Raw genomic sequence first — 23,741 nt, forward strand, 5'->3', positions numbered from 1 at the left:
TCCTCGGGGAGGGATATCATGACGCAGACGAACACGGCATCGCCAGAGACGGTCAACCTCGCCGAAGGCGTGGACATCGAGCCGCAAAGCTACAACCAGCGGCTTTTCCGCGGGACCATGCACTGGCTGGTGGTCGCGGCCTGCATCGCCTACACGGTCTTCCACATCGCGGTGATGAACCTATACCCGCTGGAGACGTGGACCTACCGGCTGATCCACATCGCGGGCGGTCTCGCGATCGGTTTCCTGCTCTATTCCGCACATGGCGTCACCAAGGACGCCGGACCCGCGAGGCGCAATCCGATCGGCACGGTGGTGCTGCTCGGCGCGGCCGCCGGCATCCTCTACGGCACGTTCTGCATGCTGGTCGCATGGGGCAACTGGTGGACGATGGGTGAAGCCGCGCCGCCTGCCTTCGCGTTCCAGACCTTCGGCATTCCCCTCCTCGTCGGCACCATTCTCGCCGTCGTCCATGGCTGGTTCTTTTCCGACCCCGCCGAAGACCGGATCAATCTGGCCGACGTTCTGCTCGCCGTCGCCGCCGGTGCGGTCTGCCTCTACATCATCTACAATGCGGGTGCGCTGCGCCTTCGCGCCGGCACCGGCATGGCGCAGCCGGCCGACATGTGGGCCTCGATCGCCGGCGTCATCCTGATCCTCGAGCTGACGCGCCGCCTTGCCGGGCTGGCGCTGGTCATCATCGCCGGCGTCTTCATTCTTTACAGTTTCGTCGGACCGTTCCTGCCGGGCTTCCTGCAGCATCGCGGCTATTCGGTCTCGCGCTTCTTCACCTATGTCTACACAGACCAGGGCATTCTCGGGCCGACGACGGCCATTTCGTCGACCTACATCATCCTGTTCGTGACCTTCGCGGCCTTCCTTCAGGCCTCGAAAGTGGGCGAGTATTTCGTCAATTTCGCCTTTGCCGCCGCCGGCCAGGCGCGGGGCGGGCCGGCCAAGGTCGCGGTCTTCGCATCGGGTCTGATGGGCACGATCAACGGCACATCCGCCGGCAACGTCGTCTCGACCGGGTCCTTGACGATCCCGCTGATGCGCAAGGTCGGCTACAAGCCGCAGACGGCCGCCGCCGTCGAGGCCGCGGCCTCCTCGGGCGGGCAGATCATGCCGCCGATCATGGGCGCCGGCGCCTTCATCATGGCCGAGATCACGGGCATTCCCTACACTGAGATCGTCATCGCGGCGATCATCCCCTCGATCCTCTATTTCGCCTCGGTCTATTTCATGGTCGATCTCGAGGCGACCAAGAAGGGTATGAAAGGCCTGCCGCGTTCGGAACTGCCGCAGTTCGGCAAGCTGCTGAGGCAGGTCTATCTGTTCGTCCCGATCGTCATCCTGATCTACGCGCTGTTCGCCGGGTATTCGGTCATCCGCGCCGGCACGCTGGCGATGATCGCGGCGGCCGTCGTCTCGTGGCTCACGCCCAACAAGATGGGCCCGCGGGCGATCCTCTATGCCTTCGAACTCGCCGCCAAGATGTCGCTGCAACTCGTGGCGGTCTGCGCGGCGGCGGGCATCATCGTCGGCGTGATCGCGCTGACGGGCGTCGGCACGCGCTTTTCGGCCGTGCTTCTTGCCCTTGCCGAGCAGAACCAGCTCATTGCGCTGTTCTTCGCCATGTGCGTCTCGATCATCCTGGGCATGGGCATGCCGACGACGGCGGCCTATGCGGTGGCGGCATCGGTGCTTGCGCCGGGCCTGATCCAGCTCGGCATCCAGCCGCTCGTCGCGCATTTCTTCATCTTCTATTACGCGGTGATGTCGGCGATCACGCCCCCGGTGGCGCTGGCTGCCTATGCGGGCGCGGCGCTCGCGCGGTCGGACCCGATGAAGACCTCCGTCGAGGCCTTCAAGATCGGGCTTGCGGCCTTCGTCGTGCCGTTCATGTTCTTCTATTCGGCCGAGATGCTGATGCAGGGCGAATGGATCGACATCCTCCACGTCTTCGTGACGGCGACGATCGGCATCTATCTCCTGTCGGCGGCGGTCATCGGCTGGTTCTTCGGACCGCTGAACGTGGTGCTGCGCATCCTGTTGATGTTCGGTGCGCTGGCGATGATCAAGGGTGGGTGGACGTCCGACCTGATCGGCTTTGCCGTCGGCGGCGCGCTGTTCCTCTACCAGAAGCGGGTGGTGGAGCCGCGGACATTGGCGCGCGGCGCGGATTAGGGCGTGCTGACATTCAGACCTGAGCGGCCTGCAAACGACAGCTTTCGGCGCTTCCGGTGCTCATGGACGAAATGTCCATTCCGCTCCGGTTCTCGAAATCCGCCGTTTTCGGCACGCACATGCCAGAATCTCAGCAAGCCCTAAGGCGAAACAGTTTTCGCATGGCTGGACGGAATGCATTCTGGCTTTCCGTCCAGCGGCTTGGCACATTCGGCTCAAACGGAGATTCAGCCAGATGTCGTCAGCCAGATTCAACAAACCGCGTCCCTGGCACGAGATGGCCGCCACGCTCGTCGACGTCGCGACGGGGCGCAGGCCGGCCGAACTCGTCATCCGCAACGGGCGCTGGGTGAACGTCTATTCGGGCGAGATCATCGCGGGCACCGACCTTGCGATCACCGCCGGGCGTTTTGCCTATTGCGGGCCCGATGCGAGCCACGCGATCGGCGAGGGGACGCAGGTGATCGACGCGGCCGGGCGCTATCTGGTGCCGGGGCTGTGCGACGCGCACATGCATGTCGAGAGCGGCATGGTGACAGTCACCGAGTTCTGCCGCGCGGTCATTCCGCACGGCACGACCTCGATGTTCATCGATCCGCACGAGATCGCCAACGTGCTGGGCCTCAAGGGCGTGCGGCTGATGCATGACGAGGCGATGGCGATGCCGGTCAACGTCCATGTGCAGATGCCGTCCTGCGTACCGTCGGCGCCGGGGCTCGAGACGCCTGGCGCGACGCTCGACGAGAAGGACGTCGCCGAGGCGATGACCTGGGAGAACATCATCGGGCTCGGCGAGGTGATGAATTTTCCGGGCGTTTCGGCGAACGAGCCCAAGATGGTGGCCGAAATCGCCGAGACGATGAAGGCCGGCCGCACCGTCGGCGGGCACTACGCCTCGCCCGACCTCGGCCCCGCTTTCCACGGCTATGTCGCAGGCGGGCCGGAGGACGACCATGAGGGCACCCGCGCCGAAGACGCTATCGCCCGCGTGCGGCAGGGCATGCGCGCGATGCTCCGGCTCGGATCGGCCTGGTACGACGTGGCCGAACAAGTCAAGGCGGTGACCGAGTCCGGGCTCGATCCGCGCAATTTCATCCTGTGCACCGATGATTGCCATTCCGGCACGCTGGTCGAGGAAGGCCACATGGACCGCGTGGTGCGCCACGCGATCGCGCAGGGGCTGAAGCCGGTGACAGCGATCCAGATGGCGACGCTCAACGCCGCGCAGCACTTCAAGATCGAGCGCGAGATCGGCTCGATCGCGCCGGGCCGGCTCGCCGATTTCCTGATCGTCTCCGATCTTGCTGCGCTCGCGATCGACCAGGTCTACGCACATGGCCGATTGCTTGCCGAGCATGGCCGGCTCGTTGCCGAGATCGAACCCTATCCCTATCCGGCCGAGGCGAAGCAGACGGTGAAGCTCGGCAAGCAGCTTGGCGCGACGGATTTCGACATCAAGGCGCCGGAGGGGGCGAATTCGGTGCGGGCGCGGGTGATAGGCGTCATCGAGAACCAGGCGCCGACTCGGGCGCTCGAAATGGATATGCCGATCGAAAACGGGCTCGTCGCAATGGACGGCGCCAACGACGTCTGCCAGATCGCGCTCGTCGAGCGGCACCGGGCGACTGGGAGCGTCGTCAACGCGCTCGTCTCCGGGTTCGGCTACAAGAAGCCCTGCGCGATGGCTTCGACAGTGGCACATGACAGCCACCACATGATCGTCGTCGGCACCAACAAGGCCGACATGGCGCTGGCGGCGAACCGGCTCGGCGAAGTCGGCGGCGGAGTTGTGCTGATCTCGGAGGGTCGCGAACTGGCGCTGGTCGAACTGCCGATCGCAGGGCTGATGTCGGATGAGCGAGCCGAGATCGCGGCGGAGAAGGCAGCGAAGCTGACGGCGGCAATGCGCGAGGTCGGCTGCGACCTGAACAACGCCTACATGCAGCACTCGCTCTTGGCGCTGGTGGTCATTCCTGAGTTGCGGATTTCCGACCAGGGGCTGGTGGATGTGCGGACGTTCGAGAGGGTGGAATTGTTCGTTTAGGGCGGATGGGTCGGCGCGAGGCTACCCCCACCCTTTATCCCTCCCCACAAGGGGGAGGGAGGGCGTCAGCGTTGCTTCTGACCCTCAGGCCTGGAGCCGGATTCAGGTTATCGGCGCGACGCTCACGTCTCCCTCCCCCTTGTGGGGAGGGATAGAGGGTGGGGGTCCGCCAAGAGGACTCTTCCCCTACCTGTTCCAGAAGATCGGCGTGAAGATCACCAGCACGGCGAGGATTTCGAGGCGGCCCATGAGCATGGCGATGGCCATGATCCATTTGGCGGTGTCGGGGATGGTCGCGAAATTGCCGACCGGGCCGATGACGTCGCCGAGGCCGGGGCCGACATTGGTGAGCGCCGTCAGGGCGCCCGACATGGCGCTGATGAAATCGAGACCCGTCGCCGACAGGAGGATCGTCGTGATCAGCCAGAGGATGAAGAACGAGGCGATGAAGAGAACGACGGCGCGCTGCATGGCATCGTCGACCGGACGGTCGCCGTAGCGCACGCTTTGCACGGTGTTCGGATAGACGAGGCGGCGCAGGCCGTTCAGCACGAGTTCGAACAGGATCAGGAACCGGTAGGCCTTGATGCCGCCCGTCGTCGAGCCCGAACAGCCGCCGAGGAACATCGCGACGAAGGCGCAGGCGAAGGCGAACGGGCCCCAGGCGGTGTAGTCCGAACTCGCATATCCCGTCGTCGTGATGATCGACATGAAGTTGAAGGCCGAATGCGTCAGCGCATCGATGAAGCCGATGTCGCTCGACAGGCGCACATAGATCGTCACCGCCAGGATGAAGATGAGCACGTAGCCGGCAAAGACGCGCAATTGCGGATCGCGCAGGGATTCGATGCGCCCGCGCGTGAAGAGCAGGATGACGATCGCGAAGGGCAGGGCACCGATGAACATGAAAACGGTCGCGATCCACAGCACCGGCAGGTTGTCGTCGTAGAAGGCCATCGAAGAGTCGTGGGTCGAGAAGCCGGCCGTCGAGATGGTGGTCAGCGCATGGTTCACCGCGTTGAAGCCGGTCATGCCGGCGGCCGCGTAGCAGATCGCGCAGATGACCGTCAGCGCGACGTAGATGGCGATCAGGCTCGTCGTATAGGTCGAGAAGCGCTCGAAGGGCCGGTCCGAGATGTCGGAGGATTCGATCTTGAAGTAGGAGACGCCGCCGACATTGAGGAAAGGCAGGACGAAGAGGCCGAGCGCGATGACGCCGAGACCGCCGATCCATTGCAGGAGAGAACGCCAGATCAAAATGCCGGGCGGCAGGGAATCGAGACCCGTCAGAACCGTTCCGCCGGTGGTCGTGATGCCGGAAACCGATTCGAAGACCGCGTCGGTCAGCGAAATCTCCAGCGAGGATGTGAGGAACGGAATGGCGCCGACGGTACACGTGGTCAGCCAGAGCAGGTTGACGACGAAGAAGCCGAAACGTGCGGACAGAACCGGTGGGCGCCCCTGCGTCGCGGCCGCGACGGCCAGTGCCAGCCCGCCGGTGAGGACCGCGGAGAAGGCAAAGACCTGCCAATCCTCATTGCCGAAATAAAGGTCCACGCCGGCCGGTATGAACATGGCGAGGGACAGGTAGATGGCGAAGATCGCCGCGATGTGGATCGCGGTGCGAATGGCGAGATACTGCACGTCTTCCCCGACTTGACCCCTTGAAGCGGCGCGACAGTGGCTTCCGCGCACCGAATATGCAATAGCGCGGCGGACCCGCCAACAGACAAAGACCGCAGGAAGGTCCGAAGCCTTTGCACCGTGACTTCAAAGCCGACGTTCGACTGGCAGCCGACGCCATGCGCGCGCTCTTTCCCGAGACGCCGCTGCAGGAAAACGCGTATCTGTCGAAGAAGACCGGCGCGCGGATATTCCTGAAGCGCGAGGATTTGTCGCCGGTGCGATCCTACAAGATCCGCGGTGCGTTCAACTTCTTCCGCAAGGTGCTGGAAGCGGGGGCGGGGCCGGAGGCGTTCGTCTGCGCCTCGGCAGGCAACCACGCGCAGGGCTTTGCCTATGTGTGCCGGCACCTCGCCAAGCGCGGCGTCATCTTCATGCCGGTGACGACGCCGCAGCAGAAGATCGACAAGACGCGGCTCTTCGGCGGCGAGTTCGTGGAAATCCGCCTGACCGGCGACTATTTCGACGCCTGCTATCGCGCCGCGCAGGCGTTCGCGGCCGAGACCGGCGGGTTGATGGTGCCGCCCTTCGACCATGAAGACATCATCGAGGGACAGGCGAGCGTCGCGCAGGAGATCGAGGCGCAGCTTCCGGACGGCGTCCTTGCAGACCTGATCGTGCTGCCGGTCGGCGGGGGCGGGCTTGCGGCTGGGGTGACTCGCTATCTCGCCGACGCCGGCACGCGGTTCCTCTTTGCCGAGCCGGTCGGCGCGTCGAGCCTGCATTCGAGCCTCTCCGAAGGGCGGCGCGTGCGGTTGCCGCAGGTCGACAATTTCGTCGATGGCGCCTCGGTGGCGGAGATCGGCGAGGCGAACTTTGCGGCGCTGTCGCATTTTGTCCCGGACGACGTGACCCGCATCCCGGAAAACCGCATCTGCGCGACGATCATCGAGATGCTGAATGTCGAGGGCGTGGTGCTGGAGCCGGCCGGCGCGCTGGCGATCGATGCGCTGAAGGATCTTGCTCCGATCGAGATCGCAGGGAAGACAATCGTCCTCGTCGTATCTGGCGGCAATTTCGATTTCGAGCGCCTGCCGGACGTGAAGGAGCGCGCGCTGCGCTTCGAGGGGCTGAAGAAATACTTCGTCTTCCGCTTTCCGCAGCGGCCCGGTGCGTTGCGTGACTTCCTCGACCTGCTCGGCCCCGAAGACGACATCGCCAGATTCGAGTACCTGAAGAAGTCGGCGCGCAATTTCGGCTCGGTCCTGATCGGCATCGAGACGAAGAACCCGGCGAATTTCGCGATTCTCGCGGAGAAGTTCGAGGCCGCGGGCTGGACCTATCAGGACATCACCGACAATGAGACGATCGCCGGCCTCGTGATCTAGGGTGTGTTGATATTCAGGCCTGAGCGGTCTGCAAACGACGGCTTTCTGCGCTTCCGGTGCTCATGGACCAAATGTCCACTCCGCTCCGGTTCTCGAAATCCGCCACTTTCGGCACGCACATGCCAGAATCTTAACACACCCACCTGATTTTGCACCGCAGCAGGTTTCGGTTGCATTTGGCAGCGAACTGGCCCATATGAGCCGCACGAGGCGCTTGGGCCGGACTTTCCGGCTTTCCCGAATACGGACTGGTTGCGTCTTTGTCTTGTTCGTTTGCAAGGCAAGCCCGCGGATGACCGCGGCGACGACAGCGCAGCCGCGCGGACCTTAGGGTTCGCCGCCTTGTCGATCCCATTTTGACATATCGCACGCAGGTTGCGCCCTGCGGCATCGAATTTTGCGCCCGGTCAACGCCGCGCGCCAGAAAGAAGACTATTTTGACGACTGAAAACCAGACCACCACCGTGACCAGCGGTTTCGGCCCCCTCGGCATCGACGGCAAGCTGCTCGAAAGCGCTGCCCGTGCCGGGTTCGTGGAGCCCAAGCCGATCCAGGTTGCGGCCATTCCCGCGCAGATCGCCGGCAAGGACATTCTGGGCGTCGCCCAGACCGGTTCCGGCAAGACGGCCGCCTTTGCGCTGCCGATCCTCAAGCATATCGCCGCGCTCGGCGACAAGCGCAAGGCGAAGACCTGCCGCGCGCTGATCCTCGCGCCGACGCGCGAACTCGCCGTGCAGATCGAAGAGACGATCCGTGCGATCTCCAAGGGCCTCCACATCTCGACCAGCCTCGTGCTCGGCGGCGTGTCGCGCGGCGGCCAGGTCAAGCGCATGGCGCAGGGCGTCGATATTCTCGTCGCAACGCCGGGCCGCCTGACCGACCTCGTTCGCCAGAACGAGATCGTCCTGTCCGAGACGCGCTGGCTCGTCCTCGACGAAGCCGACCGCATGCTCGACATGGGCTTCATCAACGACGTCAAGAAGATCGCCCGCGCGACGCATCCCAAGCGCCAGACGGCGCTGTTCTCGGCGACCATGCCGAACGAGATCGAACAGCTCGCCCGCGGCATCCTCAAGGACCCGGTCCATGTCGAAGTCGCCCCGCAGGGCACGACGGCGGCCGAAATCCACCAGAGCGTCGTGATGGCGCGCCTGAAGCAGAAGCGCGACGTCCTGTCGACGATGCTGAAGGACGACGCGATGTCGCGCGTCATCATCTTCGCGCGCACCAAGCATGGCGCTGACCGCGTCACCCGCGATCTCGTCCGTGATGGTTTCGAGGCGGCCGTCATCCACGGCAACAAGTCGCAAAACGCCCGCCAGCGCGCGCTGAACGGCTTCCGTGACGGCGAGGTTCGCATTCTCGTGGCGACCGACATCGCCGCGCGCGGCATCGACGTGCCGAACATCACCCATGTGGTGAATTTCGACCTGCCGGACGAGGCGGAAAGCTACGTCCACCGCATCGGCCGCACCGGCCGCAACGGCGCGGACGGCATCGCGATCACGCTGTGCGATCCTTCCGAGGGCTCCAAGCTGCGCCAGGTCGAGAAGATCATCCGCATGAAGCTGCCGATCGCGGCCGACCATCTCGGCCAGGCAGATCCGGTTCAGCGCAAGTCCGAACCCTTGCCGGAAGAGCGCGAGAATCGCCGCCCGGCAAATGCCAACGGCAAGCCGCGCCAGGGCCGCAAGCCCGGCTTCGGCCAGGGCTCCGGCAAGCCGGCGGAGGGCCAGAAGCGTCCGTTCCGGGCCAAGCGCCGTGGCCCAAGCAATGGCGGTGGTTCGCGCCGAGCTGCCTGATTGCGCCTAACGCGTTAATCAACTAATCCGTTTCCCGTCGGCCGGTGGCCGCACCAATAAAAGTCGACGGGAAACGCTTCATGGCTGGCTTGGCCGCTCTTGCGATCGCCTATGTGCTGTCGCAGTTCTACCGCTCGTTTCTGGCGGTCCTCACACCGGTTCTGGGCTCCGAGCTCGGGGCGACCAATACCGACCTTTCGCTCGCCTCGGGCGCGTGGTTCGCATCGTTCTCGGCGATGCAGTTCGTGGTCGGCGTTTGCCTCGACAGATACGGCCCCAAGCGGACGGCCGCCGTCCTGCTCGCCATCGGCGGCGCGGGCGGGGCGTTCCTCTTCGCTTTCGCAACCCAGCCCTGGATGGTGATCACGGCCATGGCGCTCATCGGCGTCGGCTGCGCGCCGGTGCTGATGGCCTCGGTGTTCATCTTCGCCCATACCTATTCGACGGCGCGGCTGGCTATCCTCACTTCCTGGCTCGTCGCCTTCGGCTCGCTCGGCAATGTCGTCGGCGCCTCGCCGCTGGCGACTGCCGCCGAAGCATTCGGCTGGCGCCCGGTGATGATGGGGCTCGGCGTCGTCACGCTTCTGACCGCCTGCGCCATCATGGTTTTCCTGCGCGATCCGCATCGCGACGCGAGCTTTGCGGCGGGGGCGGGTTTCTCCGGCTATCTCGAACTCTTCAAGCTGAAGGTCCTGTGGGCGCTGTTTCCGCTCACCGCGATCAACTACGCCGCGGCAGCCGGCATCCGCGGCCTTTGGGCCGGCCCTTATCTCTCCGACGTCTATGGGGCCGATGCGCTGATGATCGGGCAAGTGACGCTGTTCATGGCGTTGGCGATGGTGGCGGGCGGGTTCATCTACGGGCCGCTCGACACGATCTTCCGCACGCGCAAATGGGTGGCGATCGTCGGCAATTCGCTCAGCCTTGCCGTCCTCGTCTATCTCGCGCTCAATCCCGTTACCAGCATCGCCCAGACGACGATCATATTCGTGCTGATCGGCGTGACCGGCGCTGCCTACGGCCTCCTGATGGCGCATGGCCGCGCCTTCCTGCCGGCACATTTGACGGGGCGCGGCGTGACGCTTCTCAACTTCTTCTCCATCGGCGGCGTCGGCGTCATGCAGTTCGCGACGGGGCCGATCGTCTCGGCCAATGCGGTCACGGGCCAGCCGGAATCGGGCTATGCCGCGCTCTTCGCGTTCTATGCCGCGATGCTGGCGATCTCGCTGTTCGTCTATCTGTTCGTACGCGATGCACGGCCAGAGCGCACGAAACTCGCCACCGCCTAGAGCGCGTTTTCGCGCAGCCAGTTGACGGTGGTCTCGATGATGAGCTCGTTGGTCTGCGGCGAAAGCGCATCGCCGGTGATGACGTGGTTCTGCGGGTCGTCGGAGCTTTCGATCAACAGGCTGTCCGAAAGCGCGCCCCAGCGCGCGGCGATGTCGGCCGTCACCTCGGCGTCGACGATCCGGTCGGCGGCCGAATAGACGAAGAAGGCCGGGATGCCGATCTCCTCGACCGGTGCATCATGCGCGAGTTTCGTCAGCGCGGCCATCGGCAGGATCGCCTCGGTCGGATAGCGCGGGGTCCACAACCTGCCATGCGCCTCGTTGCGCGGCGTGAACTGGCGCTCGGCGCCGCTGGCAAGGCGCGCGATCTGCCCACCCCATGGACCGGTCAGGAGCGAGGCGCCTGCCGCGCGGATGCGGTAGTTCGGCGAGACGAGGACGAGGGCTGCGACATCTTCGGACAGTTCGTGCTGCGTCGCGGCCCATGTGGCAAGGCCGGCGCCGGTGGATGTCGCGACGACGACGACGCGCGAGCCGAGCCGGCGTCCGATCTCGATCGCCTCGGCGTAGTCGTTGACCCACGCGTTGACGCTTCCCGTCGCCATCGCCGCGCCATCCTGGCCGTGACCGGTAAGGCGGGTGAAGAAGAGGTTGGCGCCGAGGCGCGATGCGATCTCGTCGGGAACGGGGCGGATCTCGCCGCTCGAGGCGGAAAATCCGTGAATGTAGACGATGGCGAGCGGCGTGCGGGCCTTGGAGGTTGGGAACGCCCAGACGATTTCCTTGCCGACGCCGTCGCGCAGGTTCGGCACGTCACGCTCGCGGCCGGCCAGATAGGTTTCGACATCCTCGCCGATCGTCGCGGGATCGAAACGGATGGTCGTGTCGACGGCGACGCGCGGGCCGGCGAAATATGCCGCGGCGCCGATTGCGGTCAGAAGAAATACGGCGAGGATCGCCCACATCCCGCGCCTGCCTTGCTTGCCCGGCCCTGCCTTCGCCATCCCACCTGCCTCGTCGCGTATGCTTCTGCCATCGAAACCGAATGTGCCTTTTCGGCGTAAACATCAACAGTTGCTGCCGCCTGAAAGCCCGTCATGACCCTGAAGGCATCCCGCCTCGTCCTCTACGCGCTGCCCGCGATCCCGCTGGCGGCGCTGACCCTGCCGCTCTACATCATCGTGCCGACCTTCTATTCGGAAACGCTCGGGCTTTCGCTGGCCTCCGTCGGGGCGGCTTTGCTTTTCGTGCGGCTGTTCGATGCGTTCAACGACCCGCTGGTCGGCTGGATGGCGGATCGTTGGCGGCCGTCCATGGGGCGGCGGCGAGCGACGTTCCTTGCCTCGCTGCCGATTGCAGCGCTTGCCGCGCTGATGCTGTTCTGGCCGCCCGTCGATGCGGGTCCGGGCCATCTGGTCTTTTGGGGCGCCGTGCTTTCGCTGGGCTATACGGCGGCGATCATCCCGCTGACCTCATGGGGCGCGGAGATGGCCGGCGATTATCGCGAGCGGGCGCGGGTGGCGGGGTTTCGTGAAGGGTTCACGCTTGTCGGTACGCTTCTTGCCATCGCGCTGCCCTTCGCCATCGGGATGGAAAGCGCAGAAGGGCTGCATGGTCTTGCCGTGCTCGGCATCGTCGTCGCCGTTCTGCTTCTGGCGCTGGGCGGGCTCACCGTCTGGCGGGTGCCCGAGCCGCGCGAATATTCGCGGACGCGGCTCGATCTGCGCGACGGCCTCCGCCACATGGCGCGCAACGGGCCGTTCCTGCGGCTTATCGCGGCGTTTCTCATCAACGGCCTCGCCAATGGCATTCCCGCGACGCTCTTCCTTTATTTCGTTTCCGACCGGCTCGGCCTGCCCGAAATGCGCGGCCCACTGCTCTTCGTCTATTTCCTCGCCGGGATTGCCGGCATGCCGCTGGCGCTGGCGGCCGCGCGGCGGTTCGGCAAGCACCGCGCCTGGTGCGTGGCCATGCTCTTCACCTGCGCCGTCTTCGCCTTCGCGCCCCTGATCGGGGAGGGCAACTGGCTTGCATTCGCGGCTTTATCGGTCGCAACGGGATTGACGCTTGGCTTCGACCTCGCATTGCCCGCGGCGATCCAGGCGGACGTCATCGACGTCGACACGGCCGCGTCGGGCGAGCAGCGCTCGGGACTCTATTTCGCCGCGTGGAGCCTTGCGACCAAGCTTTCGCTGGCGCTGGCGGTCGGACTCGCCTTTCCGCTGCTGCAGTTTTTCGGGTTTGAGGCCGGCGGCGACAATGATGCGCGGGCGCTAACGGCGCTTGCCGTCACCTATGCGTGGGTGCCGGTGGCGCTCAAGCTTGCGGCGATCGGCCTGATGTGGAATTTTCCGCTCGACGAGACGACGCAGCGGGGATTACGGTCGCGGATCGAGACGGTCAGTTGACCGTGCGGCGCTTGTCCTTGCCTGAGGCGACGCGACGCTTGTCCCAGCCGGTCACGCGCTTGACGAGGCGATAATAAAGTGAATCCGGAAGGTAGCCGAACGCCTTGAGAACATAGGACAATCGGCGGGGGAACGAGACTTCGAATCCGCCTGTCTTCAGCCCCTCGACATAGCGCGCCCCGGCATCCTCCACCTTCATCAAGGCGGGCATCGGGAACTTGTTCTTGGCGGTCAGGGGTGTTGCGACGAAGCCGGGATTGAACATCTGGATGCGGATGTTCTGCTTGTCGAAATCGTATTTCAGACTGCGCGCCATGCTGTTCAGCGCCGCCTTGGTCGCGCCATAGGCGGCGGCGGAGGGCAGGCCGAAATAGGCGGTGACCGAACCGGTGATCGCGATCTGGCCGAAGCCGCGGTCGCGCATCCGGTCGGCCACCGGGACGAGGCCGTTGACGACGCCGTAAAGATTGACCGTGAAGGTGCCGTGGAAGTTCGCGACTTCCAGCCGCTCGCCAATGGTCGGCGAATAGGTGCCGGCATTGAAGACCGCAAGGACGATGGGTCCGAGTTCGCGCTCGATGCGCTGGACGGTTCGCTCCATGGCGTCGGCGTCGGTGACGTCGCAAACCATCGGCACGATGCGGCCCGAGAGCCCGCTTGCCGCATGCGACACTTCGACGAGCTTTTCCTCGTCGCGCGCCGTGATGGCCACCACATAGCCCTCGCGCGCGAGATCGATCGCGACCTGCCGGCCGATACCGGTCGAGGCGCCGGTTATCCAGGCGACGCCGTCCTGGGGGCGGGCGCGGTAGAGTGTCATCGGCAAGGACCTTCGGTTGACGGGATCAGGCGCCCAGAATGTCAGTCAGTCGCTGGCCGAGCGGGCCGGTGAAGCGCAGGGGGGCGTCGGTGATCGCAAAGCCGATGCAGGGACGCTCCTTCTCCGCGATCGGGCGGTGGTCGATCGCCTCGTTGGCGACCGAGATGTCGCCGCGTCCGTAGCGGCCGAAAATGTCGGTAAAGGCGCCGTCGAGAACCAGCGTCAGTTCCTGCCCCTCATGGGTATGGGCGGGAATCTTGCGGCCGGGCTTGATCCAGAACAGGCTTGCATGACAGCCGTCGACATCCATGTCGTATTCGCGAAAGCCCGGCATCTTGGTGCGCCACGGCACCTCGTCGGCATCGAAACCGACGAAGTCGCGAAGCGCGGTCGGGAAGATGCTGGTTGAGCGATGACGGATCGCATCGGCCGGCGGGGCGCTGCCGAAGATGGAGGTAAGGCGCTGGGCGCGATCCGATATCGGCTGCGGCTCGGCTTCCTGCAGCGCATCCGATGCAAGTTCTTCGAGGCCGGCGACGAGGTCGCGATTGATGCTGGTGATCTCGAGATGCGACTGGACGAGGATATGAGCCGGGTAGGGCAGCGTGCCCGCTGCGTAACGCGCCATCAGCGCGTCGATCGTCTCGATGGTTTCTGCGGTCATTTCAAGCCCCGACTGCGTTGCCTGGTTCAATTCGGCTCCCGACTCTTCACGCTGCGGATATTCCGCTTGTTTTCCCAAGATACGGCCCTAAGCGCAATCCGGATCACTGTTTCGGGTCGAGATTGCGGCAGACGCGAACAGTTTTTCGACGGATGGCGTCGAGCGCGAAATTCCGTCCTTGAAAGCTTTCCGCAGGGTTTCTAGTTTCGCGGGCAGCAATTCTAAGGATCAATCATGGACCGTTCAGTCATCGACGTCATCGGCAACACGCCGCTGATCAAGCTCAAGCGCGCGTCGGAGGAAACCGGCTGCACCATTCTGGGCAAGGCCGAGTTCATGAATCCGGGCCAGTCGGTCAAGGACCGCGCGGGGCTTTTTATCATCCGCGACGCGGAAAAGAAGGGCTTGCTGCGACCGGGCGGCGTCATCGTCGAGGGCACGGCGGGCAATACCGGCATCGGGCTGACCGTCGTCGCCAGGGCGCTCGGTTACCGCACAGTCATCGTCATTCCCGACACGCAGAGCCAGGAGAAGAAGGACGCGCTGCGCGTTCTGGGCGCCGAACTGATCGAGGTTCCGGCGGTGCCCTACAAGAACCCGAACAACTACGTGAAGGTCTCGGGACGCCTGGCGGAGCAGCTTGCGAAGAGCGAGCCGAACGGCGCGATCTGGGCGAACCAGTTCGATAATGTCGCCAATCGCGACGGCCATATCGAGACGACGGCCATCGAGATTTGGGACCAGACCGAGGGCAAGGTCGACGGGTTCGTCTCGGCCGTCGGCACGGGCGGTACGTTGGCGGGCGTCGCGGCAGGGCTGCGGATGAAGTCCAACGGCGTCAAGATCGCACTCGCCGATCCGCTGGGGGCGGCGCTCCATTCCTACTACACGAACGGCGAACTGAAGTCCGAAGGCTCGTCGATCACCGAAGGTATCGGGCAGGGCCGCATCACCGCCAACCTCGAAGGCTTCCAGCCCGATTTCTCGTTCCAGGTGCCGGACGACGAGGCGCTGCCGATCGTCTTCGACCTCGTGCAGGAGGAGGGCATGTGCCTCGGCGGCTCGTCGGGCATCAACATCGCTGGCGCGATCCGCCTCGCCAAGGAGATGGGGCCGGGCCATACGATCGTGACCATCCTCTGCGACTACGGCACGCGCTACCAATCCAAGATGTTCAACCCGGACTTCCTGCGCGGCAAGAACCTGCCGGTGCCCGGTTGGATGGAAAGCGAGAGCAAGATCGACGTGCCCTTCGAGGACGTCGCCTGATGGCGATGACGGAATCGCTGTTTCGCGAGGATGCCTATCTGCGTCAAGCGGATGCGAAGGTCGTCGGGGTCAATGAGCGCGGCGGCATTCTCCTCGACCGCACCATCTTCTACGCCACATCCGGCGGCCAGCCGGGCGATACCGGCCGCATCGTGCGCGCCAATGGCGAGATGATCGAGATCGCCGGCACGATCACCGGCGAGACGAAGGACGAGATCGTCCATCTTCCTGCACCCGGCCAGCCAGCCTTGGAGGCGGGCGAGGCGGTGACGCTTCGGATCGACTGGGAGCGGCGCCACAGGCTGATGCGGATGCACACGGCCTGCCATCTGCTCACCGTCATCTGCCCTTATCCGATCACCGGCGCGGCGGTGTCCGAGGAGGACAGCCGCGTCGATTTCGACCTGCCCGATGCCAGCTTCACCAAGGAAGAGGTGACGGCGAGATTGCAGGAACTGGTGGCGGCCGACCATCCCGTCTCGACCCGCTGGATCGGCGATGACGAGCTGGCGGCGAACCCGTCGTTGGTCAAGTCGAAGAACGTGCGTCCGCCGATGGGGTCGGGGCGAATCCGGCTGGTGCTGATCGGCGAAAACGGCAGTATCGACAGCCAGCCTTGCGGCGGCACACATGTGCGCTCATTGAGCGAGATCGGCGCGATTCATGTCGGAAAAATCGAGAAAAAAGGCCGCGAAAACCGCCGATTCCGGCTCCGTTTCGGTCCATTGCCAGCATAAACGAGGTGAAAACTGATGGAAACGAGCCCGTTTGTCGTCGATTTCGACTGGCTTGAAGTCAAAATCGGGACGCCCGGCGTCGCGATCGTCGATGCTTCCTGGTATCTGCCGGCGCAAAAGCGCGACGCCAAGGCGGAGCATGATGCCGGCCATATCCCCGGCGCGGTGTTCTTCGACCAGGACCTCGTGGTCGAGCCGGGCAGTGACTTGCCCCACACATTGCCGTCGCCGGGCGTCTTCGCGCAGTTCGCTGGTTCGATGGGCATTTCTGCAGATGACACCATCGTCGTCTATGACGGGCCGGGCATGTTTTCGGCGCCGCGCGTCTGGTGGATGTTTCGAATCATGGGAGCGAAGCAAGTCTTTGTTCTGGATGGCGGTTTCGACCGTTGGAAGGCTGACGGACGGCCGGTGACGGACGAGCCGACGAAGATTGCCCCGAGCTTCTTCGAGACCGATTTCGACGAGGCACGCGTGGCGCGGCTGGACGACATGCGCGCGACCGTCGGCAAGGGCCAGGTCGCGGACGCGCGGCCGGCGGGGCGGTTCGCCGGGACCGACCCGGAACCGCGCAAGGGCGTGCGCAGCGGGCACATGCCGGGCGCGGTGAACGTGCCGGCGACGGGTCTGTCGCGCGAGGGAAAGCTTCTTCCGGTCAACGAGTTGCGCGCTCTTCTTCGGGACAGGGGCGTCGATCTCGACAAGCCGGTCGTAACAAGTTGCGGCTCGGGCGTGACGGCGGCGGTCATCACGCTGGCGCTGGAATCTGTCGGGCATACGGACAACAAGCTCTATGACGGATCATGGACCGAATGGGGCGGGCGTTCCGATACGCCCGTCGAGACCGGGTGATGGCGGGCCGATTCAAGGCGCGGATCACGCATCTGGAAATGACGGAACGGCCGGCGGCGCGGATGCCCATGCCGCACGGCCAGCGCGTCGCGCTGATGCGGGCCCGCGAAATGCCGGTGTCGTTCTACCGCTATCTCTATCGCGAGGTCGGCAAGCCGCATCACTGGATGCTGCACCGGGAAACGCCGGACGGCGAGCTTGCTGCGATCATTCGCTCGGCGAATACGCAGATCGAAGTGCTCTATGTCGACGGATGCCCGGCGGGGTTCTGCGAGCTCGACCTTTCGCAAAAACCCGACCATGCGGAGATCCTCTATTTCGGCCTGATGCCCGATTTCCAGGGGCGGGGACTGGCGAAGTTCTTCCTCTCCGAGGGCATTCATGCTGCGTGGGATCACGATCCAGCCAAGGTGACGATCCACACCAACACGCTGGACAGTCCGCGCGCGCTCCAGCTTTACCAGCGCATGGGGTTCGCTCCATTCGGCTTCGACGAGGAAGAAGTCGAGCCCTGGGACTGAAATGCGAAAGCCCGCCGATCCTGCGATCGGCGGGCTTCGAGGACATCGGATGGCCGAATGCTGGATACCAGGTTTCGGTCCGATGTATCGCTGCGGGGGAGGAGGGTCCGCAGCGAAGAGGATCAGGCGGCGAGTGCCTTCTGGACGTCGACCATCTCGTAACCGAGCGCTTCGGCCACCGGCGCGTTGGTGATGCGGCCCTTGTGGACGTTCAAACCGTTGCGCAGGTGCTTGTCGTCGAGAATGGCCTTGAGGCCGCGATCGGCAAGCTGGAGGCCGTAATGCAGCGTTGCATTGTTGAGCGCGTGGGCCGAGGTGACCGGCACGGCGCCGGGCATGTTGGCGACGCAATAGTGGATGATGCCGTCGACCTCGTAGGTCGGCTCGGCATGGGTCGTGGCGTGCGAGGTCTCGAAGCAGCCGCCCTGGTCGATCGCGACGTCGACGAGAACCGCGCCCTTCTTCATGCCGGACAGCATCTCGCGGGTGACGAGCTTCGGTGCGGCGGCGCCGGGGATCAGCACGGCGCCGACGACGATGTCAGCCGAGAAGCACTCTTCCTCGAGCGCCTCGACGGTCGAGAAACGGGTGTGGACGCGGCCGCCGAAGATGTCGTCGAGCTGGCGCAGGCGCGGCAGCGAGCGGTCGAGGATCGTCACGTCCGCGCCGAGGCCGGCGGCCATCTTCGCCGCATGAAGGCCGACGACACCGCCGCCGATGACCGCGACCTTGCCCGGCAGCACGCCCGGGACGCCGCCCAGAAGAACGCCGCGGCCGCCATTGGCCTTCTGCAGCGCCGTCGCGCCGGCCTGGATCGACAGGCGGCCGGCGACTTCCGACATCGGGGCGAGGAGCGGCAGGCCGCCGCGATCGTCGGTCACCGTTTCGTAAGCGACGGCGGTGACGCCGGACTCGACGAGGCCCTTGGTCTGTTCCGGATCGGGCGCGAGGTGGAGATAGGTGTAGAGGAGTTGGCCTTCGCGAAGCTGCACCCATTCGGAGGGCTGCGGCTCCTTCACCTTCACGATCATGTCGGACTTGGTGAAGACTTCGGCGGCGGTCTTGGCGATGGTCGCGCCGGCGGCGCGGTAGGCGTTGTCGTCGGCGCCGATGCCGGCGCCCGCGCCGGTTTCCACGATCACGTCGTGACCGTGCGCGATGTATTCGCGCACCGAACCGGGGGTCAGCCCGACGCGATATTCGTGGTTCTTGATTTCCTTCGGGCAACCGACGCGCATGGGTGTTCTCCTCTGTCCCTGAATTGCGCGCGAGTCTAAGGCCGAAAGCGTCGAACGGGCTTGCGGCGACGGTTGCGGATCGCGGTGCGAATGGCGTATCGTTGCGTATGAAGTGTCAAAAACGGTGAATTCTGCGAATGATGCAGCTCGACAAGACGGATGTCGCCATTCTGGAGACGCTTCAGGCGGAAGGGCGGATTTCGAACGCGGCGCTTGCCGAGAAGGTGGGCTTGTCGCAATCGGCCTGCTCGCGCCGCCTCGACATCCTGGAGAAGAACGGCGTGGTGCGCGGCTATCATGCGCGGCTTTCCAACGCCGCGCTCGGGCACAAGATGACGGCGATCGTCCACATCTCGCTGTCCGGCCAGTTCGAAAAGACGCTGGCCGATTTCGAAAGCGCGGTGAAGCGCTGCCCGAACGTTTTGTCGTGCCATCTGATGTCGGGCGAATACGACTACATCCTGCGCATCGCGGCGAAGGACCTCGCCGATTACGAGCGCATACACCGCGATTGGCTGACGGCGATGCCGCACGTGACCAAGATCAACTCGTCCTTCGCGTTGCGCGAGGTGATCGACCGGACGACGATGGGGATCGATCCGGAACTGGCGTGACGATCAGGTTGCTGCGAAAGGGTCGAACAGGTCGACCGCAAGCTGGCGGAAATCGCGCGTATTGCGGGTGACGACGGTCGCGCCATGCTGGATGGCGGTGGCAGCGAGCAGGGCGTCATCCCAAAGATGAGACTGGTTCTTGTGCATCAGCCGCGCGAAGATGCGGAACGTCGCGGCGTCTGCCTGTAGGACACTCATCGAGCGCACGACCTGATCCAGCCAGCGCTCGATCTCCTCCGCCTTGGCGGCATCGTGGTCGCGGGCGAGTTCGATGCCGGCCTGGATTTCCCCAACCGTCGCGCATGAGATGTAGATATCCGTTTCGCGAGTTTGCTCAAACCATTTCAGCACGGCGCCGTGCGGGCGCGTCCGCCGCAGTTCGGAAACGACATTGGTATCGAGCAGAAACATCAATCTTCGAAACGCGGCGGTTCGCGGCGGTTAAAGGGGATGCGGGGGATTTCGAAATCGAAACGCGGCGCGTCGGCCAGAAGCAGTTCCTTTAGCGTCCGCGGGGCTGAACCGGTCAGCCGCTTCCATTCGTCGATCGGCACCATCACGGCCATGTCGACGCCGCGTCGGGTGACCATTTGCGGGCCTTCCTTTACGGTCGTCGCCAAAAGGTCGCTGAAACGAGCCTTTGCATCCTGAACAGGCCAGCTCTTCATGACAATAATCCTGACTAGTCTGATGACTAGTCTGATGACTAGTCTGATGTGCGCGCGTCTGCGGTGCAAGTCGCGCCTCGTCATTCCCCCGTCACCAAAAATTGCTGGACTGACGCTCTTTCCGACGTTCAAATCGCGGCGTCGTCATTCGACCAACGAAAATCTTCAGACGGAGAACCCCATGTCCGCCACGCTTCACCCGCTGTCACGCCGCGCGTTTCTCGCAGGGTCGGCTGCCGCCGGCGCACTGATCGCGCTTCATCCCTTCTCGGCGCGGGCGCAAGCCAACCAGGCGCATTTGCGCATCATGGAGACGACCGATCTCCACGTGCACGTGTTCCCCTATGATTATTACGGCGACCGGCCGAACGACACGATGGGCGTTGCGCGCACCGCGACGATCATCGACGAGATTCGCGCCGAGGCGACGAATTCGATGCTGGTCGACAATGGCGATTTCCTGCAGGGCAATCCGATGGGCGACTACTACGCCTATGAGCGCGGGATGAACGACGGCGACGTGCATCCGATCATCAAGGCGATGAACGTGCTCGGCTACGACTGCTCGACGCTGGGCAATCACGAGTTCAACTACGGGCTCGAATATATGCAGAAGGTGCTGGACGGGGCCGATTTCCCGTTCGTCTGCGCCAATGTCGCCAAGGGCACGCTGGCCGACAGTCCGCTCGACGACGACCTTCTGGTCGAGCCCTACATCATTCTGGAAAAGACGGTGGTCGACGGCGCGGGCGAGGAGCATCCGATCAAGGTCGGGTTGATCGGCTTCGTGCCGCCGCAGATCATGACATGGGATTCGCGCCATCTCGTCGGCAATGTCGAGGCGCGCGACATGGTGAAGGCGGCCGAGGCCTGGGTGCCGAAGATTCGCGAGGAGGGCGCCGACATCGTGATCGCGCTTTCGCATTCGGGCATGGGGCCGACGGAGTATGCCGAGAACCTCGAGAACGCCTCGATCCTGATCGCCGGCGTCGAGGGCATCGACGCGATCGTGACCGGCCACGCGCATCTGGTCTTCCCCGGCGCGGATTTCGAGGAGACTGAGGGGCTCGACAATTCGGCCGGGCTCATCGGCGGCAAGCCGGGCGTCATGGGCGGGTTCTGGGGCTCGCATCTCGGCCTCATCGACCTGATGCTGGAGCGCGACGGAGAGGCGTGGAAGGTGGTCGCGTCGACTTCCGAGGCGCGGCCGATCTTCGAGCGCGTGGAGCGCGAGGTGAAGCCGCTGGTCGAGAGCGAGGCGGACGTCGAGGCGGCGGTTCAGGAAGATCACGACGCCACGATCGAATATGTGCGCACGCCGGTAGGGCAGACCTCGGCGCCGCTCCATTCCTATTTCGCGCTCGTCGCCGACGATCCGTCGGTGCAGATCGTGAGCCAGGCGCAGATCTGGTACATCACGGACATGCTGTCTTCGACCGAATATGCCGATCTGCCGGTGCTTTCGGCGGCGGCGCCCTTCAAGGCCGGCGGACGCGGCGGGCCTGACTACTACACGGACGTTCCGGCAGGTGACGTCGCGATCCGCAGCGTGGCGGACCTTTACCTCTACCCCAACACTGTGCAGGCGGTGGTGATCACCGGCGCGCAGGTGAAGGAATGGCTGGAAATGTCGGCCGGCATGTTCAACCAGGTCGAGGCCGGCGCCAGCGACGCACCGCTGATCAACCCGGACTTCCCGTCCTACAATTTCGACGTGATCGACGGGGTGACCTACAAGATCGACCTGTCGCAACCGGCGAAATACAACAAGGACGGTGAGGCGGTGAATGCGGAGGCAAGCCGCATCGTCGACCTTTCCTTCGACGGGCAGCCGATCGACCCTGAAGCGCGCTTCGTCGTCGCGACAAACAATTACCGCGCCGGCGGTGGCGGCAACTTCCCCGAGATCGCGGCCGACAAAGTCGTCTACGAGGCGCCGGACACGAACCGCGACGTGATCGTCCGCTACATCGTTGAGGAAGGCACGATCAACCCGGCCGCCGACGCCAACTGGTCCTTCGCGCCGATGAAGGGCACGACGGTTGTGTTCGACACCGGCCCGAAGGCGCGCGAGTTCATGGCCGAGGTCGAGGGCGTGACGATCGAGGAGGCGGGTGAGGGCGAGAACGGGTTCGCGCGGTATCGCATCACGCTCTAGGGCGCGCCTGTATTCGGGCCTGAGCGGCCTGCAAATGGCAGATTTCTGCGCTTCCGGTGCCCATGTACCCAAATGTACATTCCGCTCCGGTTCTCGAAAGCTGCCATTTTCGGCACGCACAGACCCGAATCTCAACGCACCCTGCGATGGGCGTGCGTCGGGTGGCCGGTGTCTTCTGGCCCGTTACTTCTGGTAGATGACCTGACGGACGTCGATGTATTCGGCGCGGAAGCCGGCCTCGCAATAGTGCAGGTAGAACTCCCAGAGCCGCTTGAAGCGGTCGTCGAAGCCGAGCGGGACGATCTTGTGCCAGGAGGCGTGGAAGCGGTCGCGCCATTCGGCGAGCGTGCGGGCGTAGTCCTGCGGGAAGACGCGCTCGGCGGCGAGTTTCAGGCCGTGATCGGCACCAAGGGAGCGCAGGATCTGCGGCGAGGGCAGCATGCCGCCGGGAAAGACGTAGCGCTGGATGAAGTCCGGGCGCGCGCGGTATGACGGGAAGATTTCGTCCTTGATAGTGATGATCTGGAGCCCGGCGGCGCCGCCGGGCTTTAGGCAATCGCGCATCTTGGAGAAGAAGACCGGCCAGTATTTCTCGCCGACGGCCTCGAACATCTCGATCGAAGCGATGCGGTCATAGCGGCCGGTCTCGTCGCGGTAGTCCTGGAACCTGATCTCGACGCGGTCGGAGAGGCCGGCTTTGGCGATGCGCGCGGTGGCAAAATCGTGCTGTTCGCGGCTGATCGTCAGGCCTGTGACCTTGCAGCCGATCTCCCGGGCGGCGAACTCGGCAAAGCCGCCCCATCCGCAACCGATCTCCAGTACGTGATCGTTCGGGCCGATCCCGGTGTCGCGGGCAAGCGCCCGGTATTTTTCCGCCTGCGCGCCTTCGAGGTCGTTCGCGCCGGAGGCGTAGAGCGCCGAGGAATAGGTCATCGAGGGGTCGAGCCATTCCCGGTAGAAGGCGTTGCCGAGGTCGTAATGGGCGGAGATGTTGCGCTTCGAGCCCGACTTCGAATTCTGGTGAAACCAGTGACGCAGGCGCTGGAAGAGCGTCAGCATGAAGTTCGCTCCGCCGGCGACCTTTTCGCCCGCTTCTTCGTTGATGACGAAGAGTTCGAGGAAGGCGGTGACGTCGGCGCTTTCCCAGTCGCCGTCGACATAGGATTCGGCAACGCCGATCGTGGCGCCGGAAAAGGCGCGGCCGACGAGGTTCCAGTTGTTGAGGCGGACATGGGCGTCGGGACCGGGACCGTTGCCGCCGACCTTGAGCGCGCGACCGTCAGGAAGCTCGACGGTGAGCGCGCCGTGCGGCATCGACATGCCGACCTTCAGCGCCATGCGGGCGCGGGTGGGCAGGCCGCGCGTTGCCTGAACGAAATTCGCCTCGGTCAGGACCGTAGGATCGGCCTTCGGCTGCAATGTTGCGGTTTCTTCCATTCCCTCCAACCTCATGTCGTCG

The 23,741-nt window shown here is 64.5% G+C and carries 20 protein-coding genes; 12 read left to right on the forward strand and 8 right to left on the reverse strand.

Features of this window, described 5'->3' with window-relative positions; translation table 11 throughout:
• Positions 1-18: 18 nt before the first annotated feature.
• Entirely contained in the window at positions 19-2,187 is a 2,169-nt protein-coding gene (locus ACT6QU_RS16570; protein ID WP_444565034.1) for a TRAP transporter permease, read from the forward strand.
• Positions 2,188-2,422: 235 nt separating this feature from the next.
• Complete coding sequence (gene ade / locus ACT6QU_RS16575; protein WP_444565035.1) at positions 2,423-4,231, forward strand: adenine deaminase; 1,809 nt, start codon at positions 2,423-2,425, stop codon at positions 4,229-4,231.
• 186 nt (positions 4,232-4,417) lie between these two features.
• Here ade and ACT6QU_RS16580 read toward each other — a convergent pair whose 3' ends face one another.
• On the reverse strand, positions 4,418-5,875 hold the full coding sequence (locus tag ACT6QU_RS16580; RefSeq protein WP_444565036.1) for a TrkH family potassium uptake protein: 1,458 nt from the start codon (positions 5,873-5,875) through the stop codon (positions 4,418-4,420).
• A 158-nt stretch (positions 5,876-6,033) separates the two neighbouring features.
• Here ACT6QU_RS16580 and ilvA point away from each other — a divergent pair, with 158 nt between their 5' ends.
• The 3 genes from ilvA to ACT6QU_RS16595 all read left to right on the forward strand — a co-directional run bounded on the left by ilvA (position 6,034) and on the right by ACT6QU_RS16595 (position 10,333).
• A complete protein-coding gene (gene ilvA / locus ACT6QU_RS16585) occupies positions 6,034-7,242 on the forward strand; it encodes a threonine ammonia-lyase IlvA (RefSeq protein ID WP_444565075.1) in 1,209 nt (402 codons plus the stop codon).
• Between the two features lie 437 nt (positions 7,243-7,679).
• Complete coding sequence (locus ACT6QU_RS16590; protein ID WP_444565037.1) at positions 7,680-9,044, forward strand: DEAD/DEAH box helicase; 1,365 nt, start codon at positions 7,680-7,682, stop codon at positions 9,042-9,044.
• 80 nt (positions 9,045-9,124) lie between these two features.
• Entirely contained in the window at positions 9,125-10,333 is a 1,209-nt protein-coding gene (locus tag ACT6QU_RS16595; RefSeq protein WP_444565038.1) for an MFS transporter, read from the forward strand.
• On the opposite strand, the gene ACT6QU_RS16600 is transcribed toward ACT6QU_RS16595, so the two are convergent.
• Positions 10,330-11,337 carry an alpha/beta hydrolase gene (locus ACT6QU_RS16600; protein WP_444565039.1) on the reverse strand — a complete coding sequence of 336 codons (1,008 nt, stop codon included), beginning with the start codon at positions 11,335-11,337 and terminating at the stop codon, positions 10,330-10,332. The two genes, ACT6QU_RS16595 and ACT6QU_RS16600, sit on opposite strands and share 4 nt — an antisense overlap.
• A gap of 93 nt (positions 11,338-11,430) precedes the next feature.
• On the opposite strand from ACT6QU_RS16600, the gene ACT6QU_RS16605 reads away from it, so the two are divergent.
• Entirely contained in the window at positions 11,431-12,741 is a 1,311-nt protein-coding gene (locus tag ACT6QU_RS16605; protein ID WP_444565040.1) for an MFS transporter, read from the forward strand.
• Here the strand turns inward: ACT6QU_RS16605 and ACT6QU_RS16610 are convergent.
• Together ACT6QU_RS16610 and ACT6QU_RS16615 are read right to left on the reverse strand one after the other, a co-directional pair.
• On the reverse strand, positions 12,734-13,561 hold the full coding sequence (locus ACT6QU_RS16610; RefSeq protein ID WP_024585315.1) for an SDR family NAD(P)-dependent oxidoreductase: 828 nt from the start codon (positions 13,559-13,561) through the stop codon (positions 12,734-12,736). The genes ACT6QU_RS16605 and ACT6QU_RS16610 overlap by 8 nt on opposite strands.
• Positions 13,562-13,586: 25 nt before the next feature.
• Positions 13,587-14,225, reverse strand: coding sequence for a ChrR family anti-sigma-E factor (locus tag ACT6QU_RS16615; protein WP_444565041.1), 639 nt, complete (start codon positions 14,223-14,225; stop codon positions 13,587-13,589).
• 234 nt (positions 14,226-14,459) lie between these two features.
• On the opposite strand from ACT6QU_RS16615, the gene ACT6QU_RS16620 reads away from it, so the two are divergent.
• From ACT6QU_RS16620 to ACT6QU_RS16635, 4 genes are read left to right on the forward strand one after another with little or no spacing between them, the layout of a single operon-like run.
• Positions 14,460-15,494 carry a cysteine synthase A gene (locus tag ACT6QU_RS16620; RefSeq protein WP_444565042.1) on the forward strand — a complete coding sequence of 345 codons (1,035 nt, stop codon included), beginning with the start codon at positions 14,460-14,462 and terminating at the stop codon, positions 15,492-15,494.
• Complete coding sequence (locus ACT6QU_RS16625) at positions 15,494-16,231, forward strand: alanyl-tRNA editing protein (RefSeq protein ID WP_444565043.1); 738 nt, start codon at positions 15,494-15,496, stop codon at positions 16,229-16,231. Before ACT6QU_RS16620 ends, ACT6QU_RS16625 begins: the two co-directional genes overlap by 1 nt.
• A 12-nt stretch (positions 16,232-16,243) precedes the next feature.
• A complete protein-coding gene (gene sseA, locus ACT6QU_RS16630; protein WP_444565076.1) occupies positions 16,244-17,083 on the forward strand; it encodes a 3-mercaptopyruvate sulfurtransferase in 840 nt (279 codons plus the stop codon).
• Positions 17,083-17,604 carry a GNAT family N-acetyltransferase gene (locus ACT6QU_RS16635; RefSeq protein ID WP_444565044.1) on the forward strand — a complete coding sequence of 174 codons (522 nt, stop codon included), beginning with the start codon at positions 17,083-17,085 and terminating at the stop codon, positions 17,602-17,604. The genes sseA and ACT6QU_RS16635 overlap by 1 nt, the downstream gene beginning before the upstream one ends.
• 122 nt (positions 17,605-17,726) lie before the next feature.
• Here ACT6QU_RS16635 and ald read toward each other — a convergent pair whose 3' ends face one another.
• Positions 17,727-18,842 (reverse strand): alanine dehydrogenase, encoded by a 1,116-nt coding sequence (ald, locus tag ACT6QU_RS16640; RefSeq protein WP_444565045.1) that lies wholly within the window; start codon positions 18,840-18,842, stop codon positions 17,727-17,729.
• 140 nt (positions 18,843-18,982) lie between these two features.
• On the opposite strand from ald, the gene ACT6QU_RS16645 reads away from it, so the two are divergent.
• On the forward strand, positions 18,983-19,456 hold the full coding sequence (locus ACT6QU_RS16645) for an Lrp/AsnC family transcriptional regulator (RefSeq protein ID WP_444565077.1): 474 nt from the start codon (positions 18,983-18,985) through the stop codon (positions 19,454-19,456).
• A gap of 3 nt (positions 19,457-19,459) precedes the next feature.
• Here the strand turns inward: ACT6QU_RS16645 and ACT6QU_RS16650 are convergent, their stop codons facing one another.
• Positions 19,460-19,867, reverse strand: coding sequence for a type II toxin-antitoxin system VapC family toxin (locus ACT6QU_RS16650; protein WP_444565046.1), 408 nt, complete (start codon positions 19,865-19,867; stop codon positions 19,460-19,462).
• On the reverse strand, positions 19,867-20,124 hold the full coding sequence (locus tag ACT6QU_RS16655) for a type II toxin-antitoxin system Phd/YefM family antitoxin (RefSeq protein ID WP_444565047.1): 258 nt from the start codon (positions 20,122-20,124) through the stop codon (positions 19,867-19,869). The genes ACT6QU_RS16650 and ACT6QU_RS16655 overlap by 1 nt, the downstream gene beginning before the upstream one ends.
• A gap of 181 nt (positions 20,125-20,305) precedes the next feature.
• Here ACT6QU_RS16655 and ACT6QU_RS16660 point away from each other — a divergent pair, with 181 nt between their 5' ends.
• Entirely contained in the window at positions 20,306-22,282 is a 1,977-nt protein-coding gene (locus ACT6QU_RS16660) for a bifunctional 2',3'-cyclic-nucleotide 2'-phosphodiesterase/3'-nucleotidase (protein WP_444565048.1), read from the forward strand.
• Between the two features lie 183 nt (positions 22,283-22,465).
• On the opposite strand, the gene ACT6QU_RS16665 is transcribed toward ACT6QU_RS16660, so the two are convergent.
• Positions 22,466-23,719, reverse strand: coding sequence for a class I SAM-dependent methyltransferase (locus tag ACT6QU_RS16665; RefSeq protein WP_444565049.1), 1,254 nt, complete (start codon positions 23,717-23,719; stop codon positions 22,466-22,468).
• Between the last annotated feature and the right edge of the window lie 22 nt (positions 23,720-23,741).

Origin of the sequence: Aliihoeflea sp. (assembly GCF_052435475.1) — a bacterium.
Classification (GTDB): domain Bacteria; phylum Pseudomonadota; class Alphaproteobacteria; order Rhizobiales; family Rhizobiaceae; genus Aliihoeflea.

Excerpts from the sequence above, each read along its gene's own strand:
- ACT6QU_RS16570 (WP_444565034.1), top strand. The coding sequence starts at position 19 with ATGACGCAGACGAACACGGCATCGCCAGAGACGGTCAACCTCGCCGAA.
- ade (WP_444565035.1), top strand. The coding sequence starts at position 2,423 with ATGTCGTCAGCCAGATTCAACAAACCGCGTCCCTGGCACGAGATGGCC.
- ilvA (WP_444565075.1), top strand. The coding sequence starts at position 6,034 with ATGCGCGCGCTCTTTCCCGAGACGCCGCTGCAGGAAAACGCGTATCTG.
- ACT6QU_RS16595 (WP_444565038.1), top strand. The coding sequence starts at position 9,125 with ATGGCTGGCTTGGCCGCTCTTGCGATCGCCTATGTGCTGTCGCAGTTC.
- ACT6QU_RS16600 (WP_444565039.1), bottom strand. The coding sequence starts at position 11,337 with ATGGCGAAGGCAGGGCCGGGCAAGCAAGGCAGGCGCGGGATGTGGGCG.
- ACT6QU_RS16605 (WP_444565040.1), top strand. The coding sequence starts at position 11,431 with ATGACCCTGAAGGCATCCCGCCTCGTCCTCTACGCGCTGCCCGCGATC.
- ACT6QU_RS16610 (WP_024585315.1), bottom strand. The coding sequence starts at position 13,561 with ATGACACTCTACCGCGCCCGCCCCCAGGACGGCGTCGCCTGGATAACC.
- ACT6QU_RS16615 (WP_444565041.1), bottom strand. The coding sequence starts at position 14,225 with ATGACCGCAGAAACCATCGAGACGATCGACGCGCTGATGGCGCGTTAC.
- ACT6QU_RS16620 (WP_444565042.1), top strand. The coding sequence starts at position 14,460 with ATGGACCGTTCAGTCATCGACGTCATCGGCAACACGCCGCTGATCAAG.
- ACT6QU_RS16625 (WP_444565043.1), top strand. The coding sequence starts at position 15,494 with ATGGCGATGACGGAATCGCTGTTTCGCGAGGATGCCTATCTGCGTCAA.
- ACT6QU_RS16635 (WP_444565044.1), top strand. The coding sequence starts at position 17,083 with ATGGCGGGCCGATTCAAGGCGCGGATCACGCATCTGGAAATGACGGAA.
- ald (WP_444565045.1), bottom strand. The coding sequence starts at position 18,842 with ATGCGCGTCGGTTGCCCGAAGGAAATCAAGAACCACGAATATCGCGTC.
- ACT6QU_RS16645 (WP_444565077.1), top strand. The coding sequence starts at position 18,983 with ATGCAGCTCGACAAGACGGATGTCGCCATTCTGGAGACGCTTCAGGCG.
- ACT6QU_RS16650 (WP_444565046.1), bottom strand. The coding sequence starts at position 19,867 with ATGTTTCTGCTCGATACCAATGTCGTTTCCGAACTGCGGCGGACGCGC.
- ACT6QU_RS16655 (WP_444565047.1), bottom strand. The coding sequence starts at position 20,124 with ATGAAGAGCTGGCCTGTTCAGGATGCAAAGGCTCGTTTCAGCGACCTT.
- ACT6QU_RS16660 (WP_444565048.1), top strand. The coding sequence starts at position 20,306 with ATGTCCGCCACGCTTCACCCGCTGTCACGCCGCGCGTTTCTCGCAGGG.
- ACT6QU_RS16665 (WP_444565049.1), bottom strand. The coding sequence starts at position 23,719 with ATGGAAGAAACCGCAACATTGCAGCCGAAGGCCGATCCTACGGTCCTG.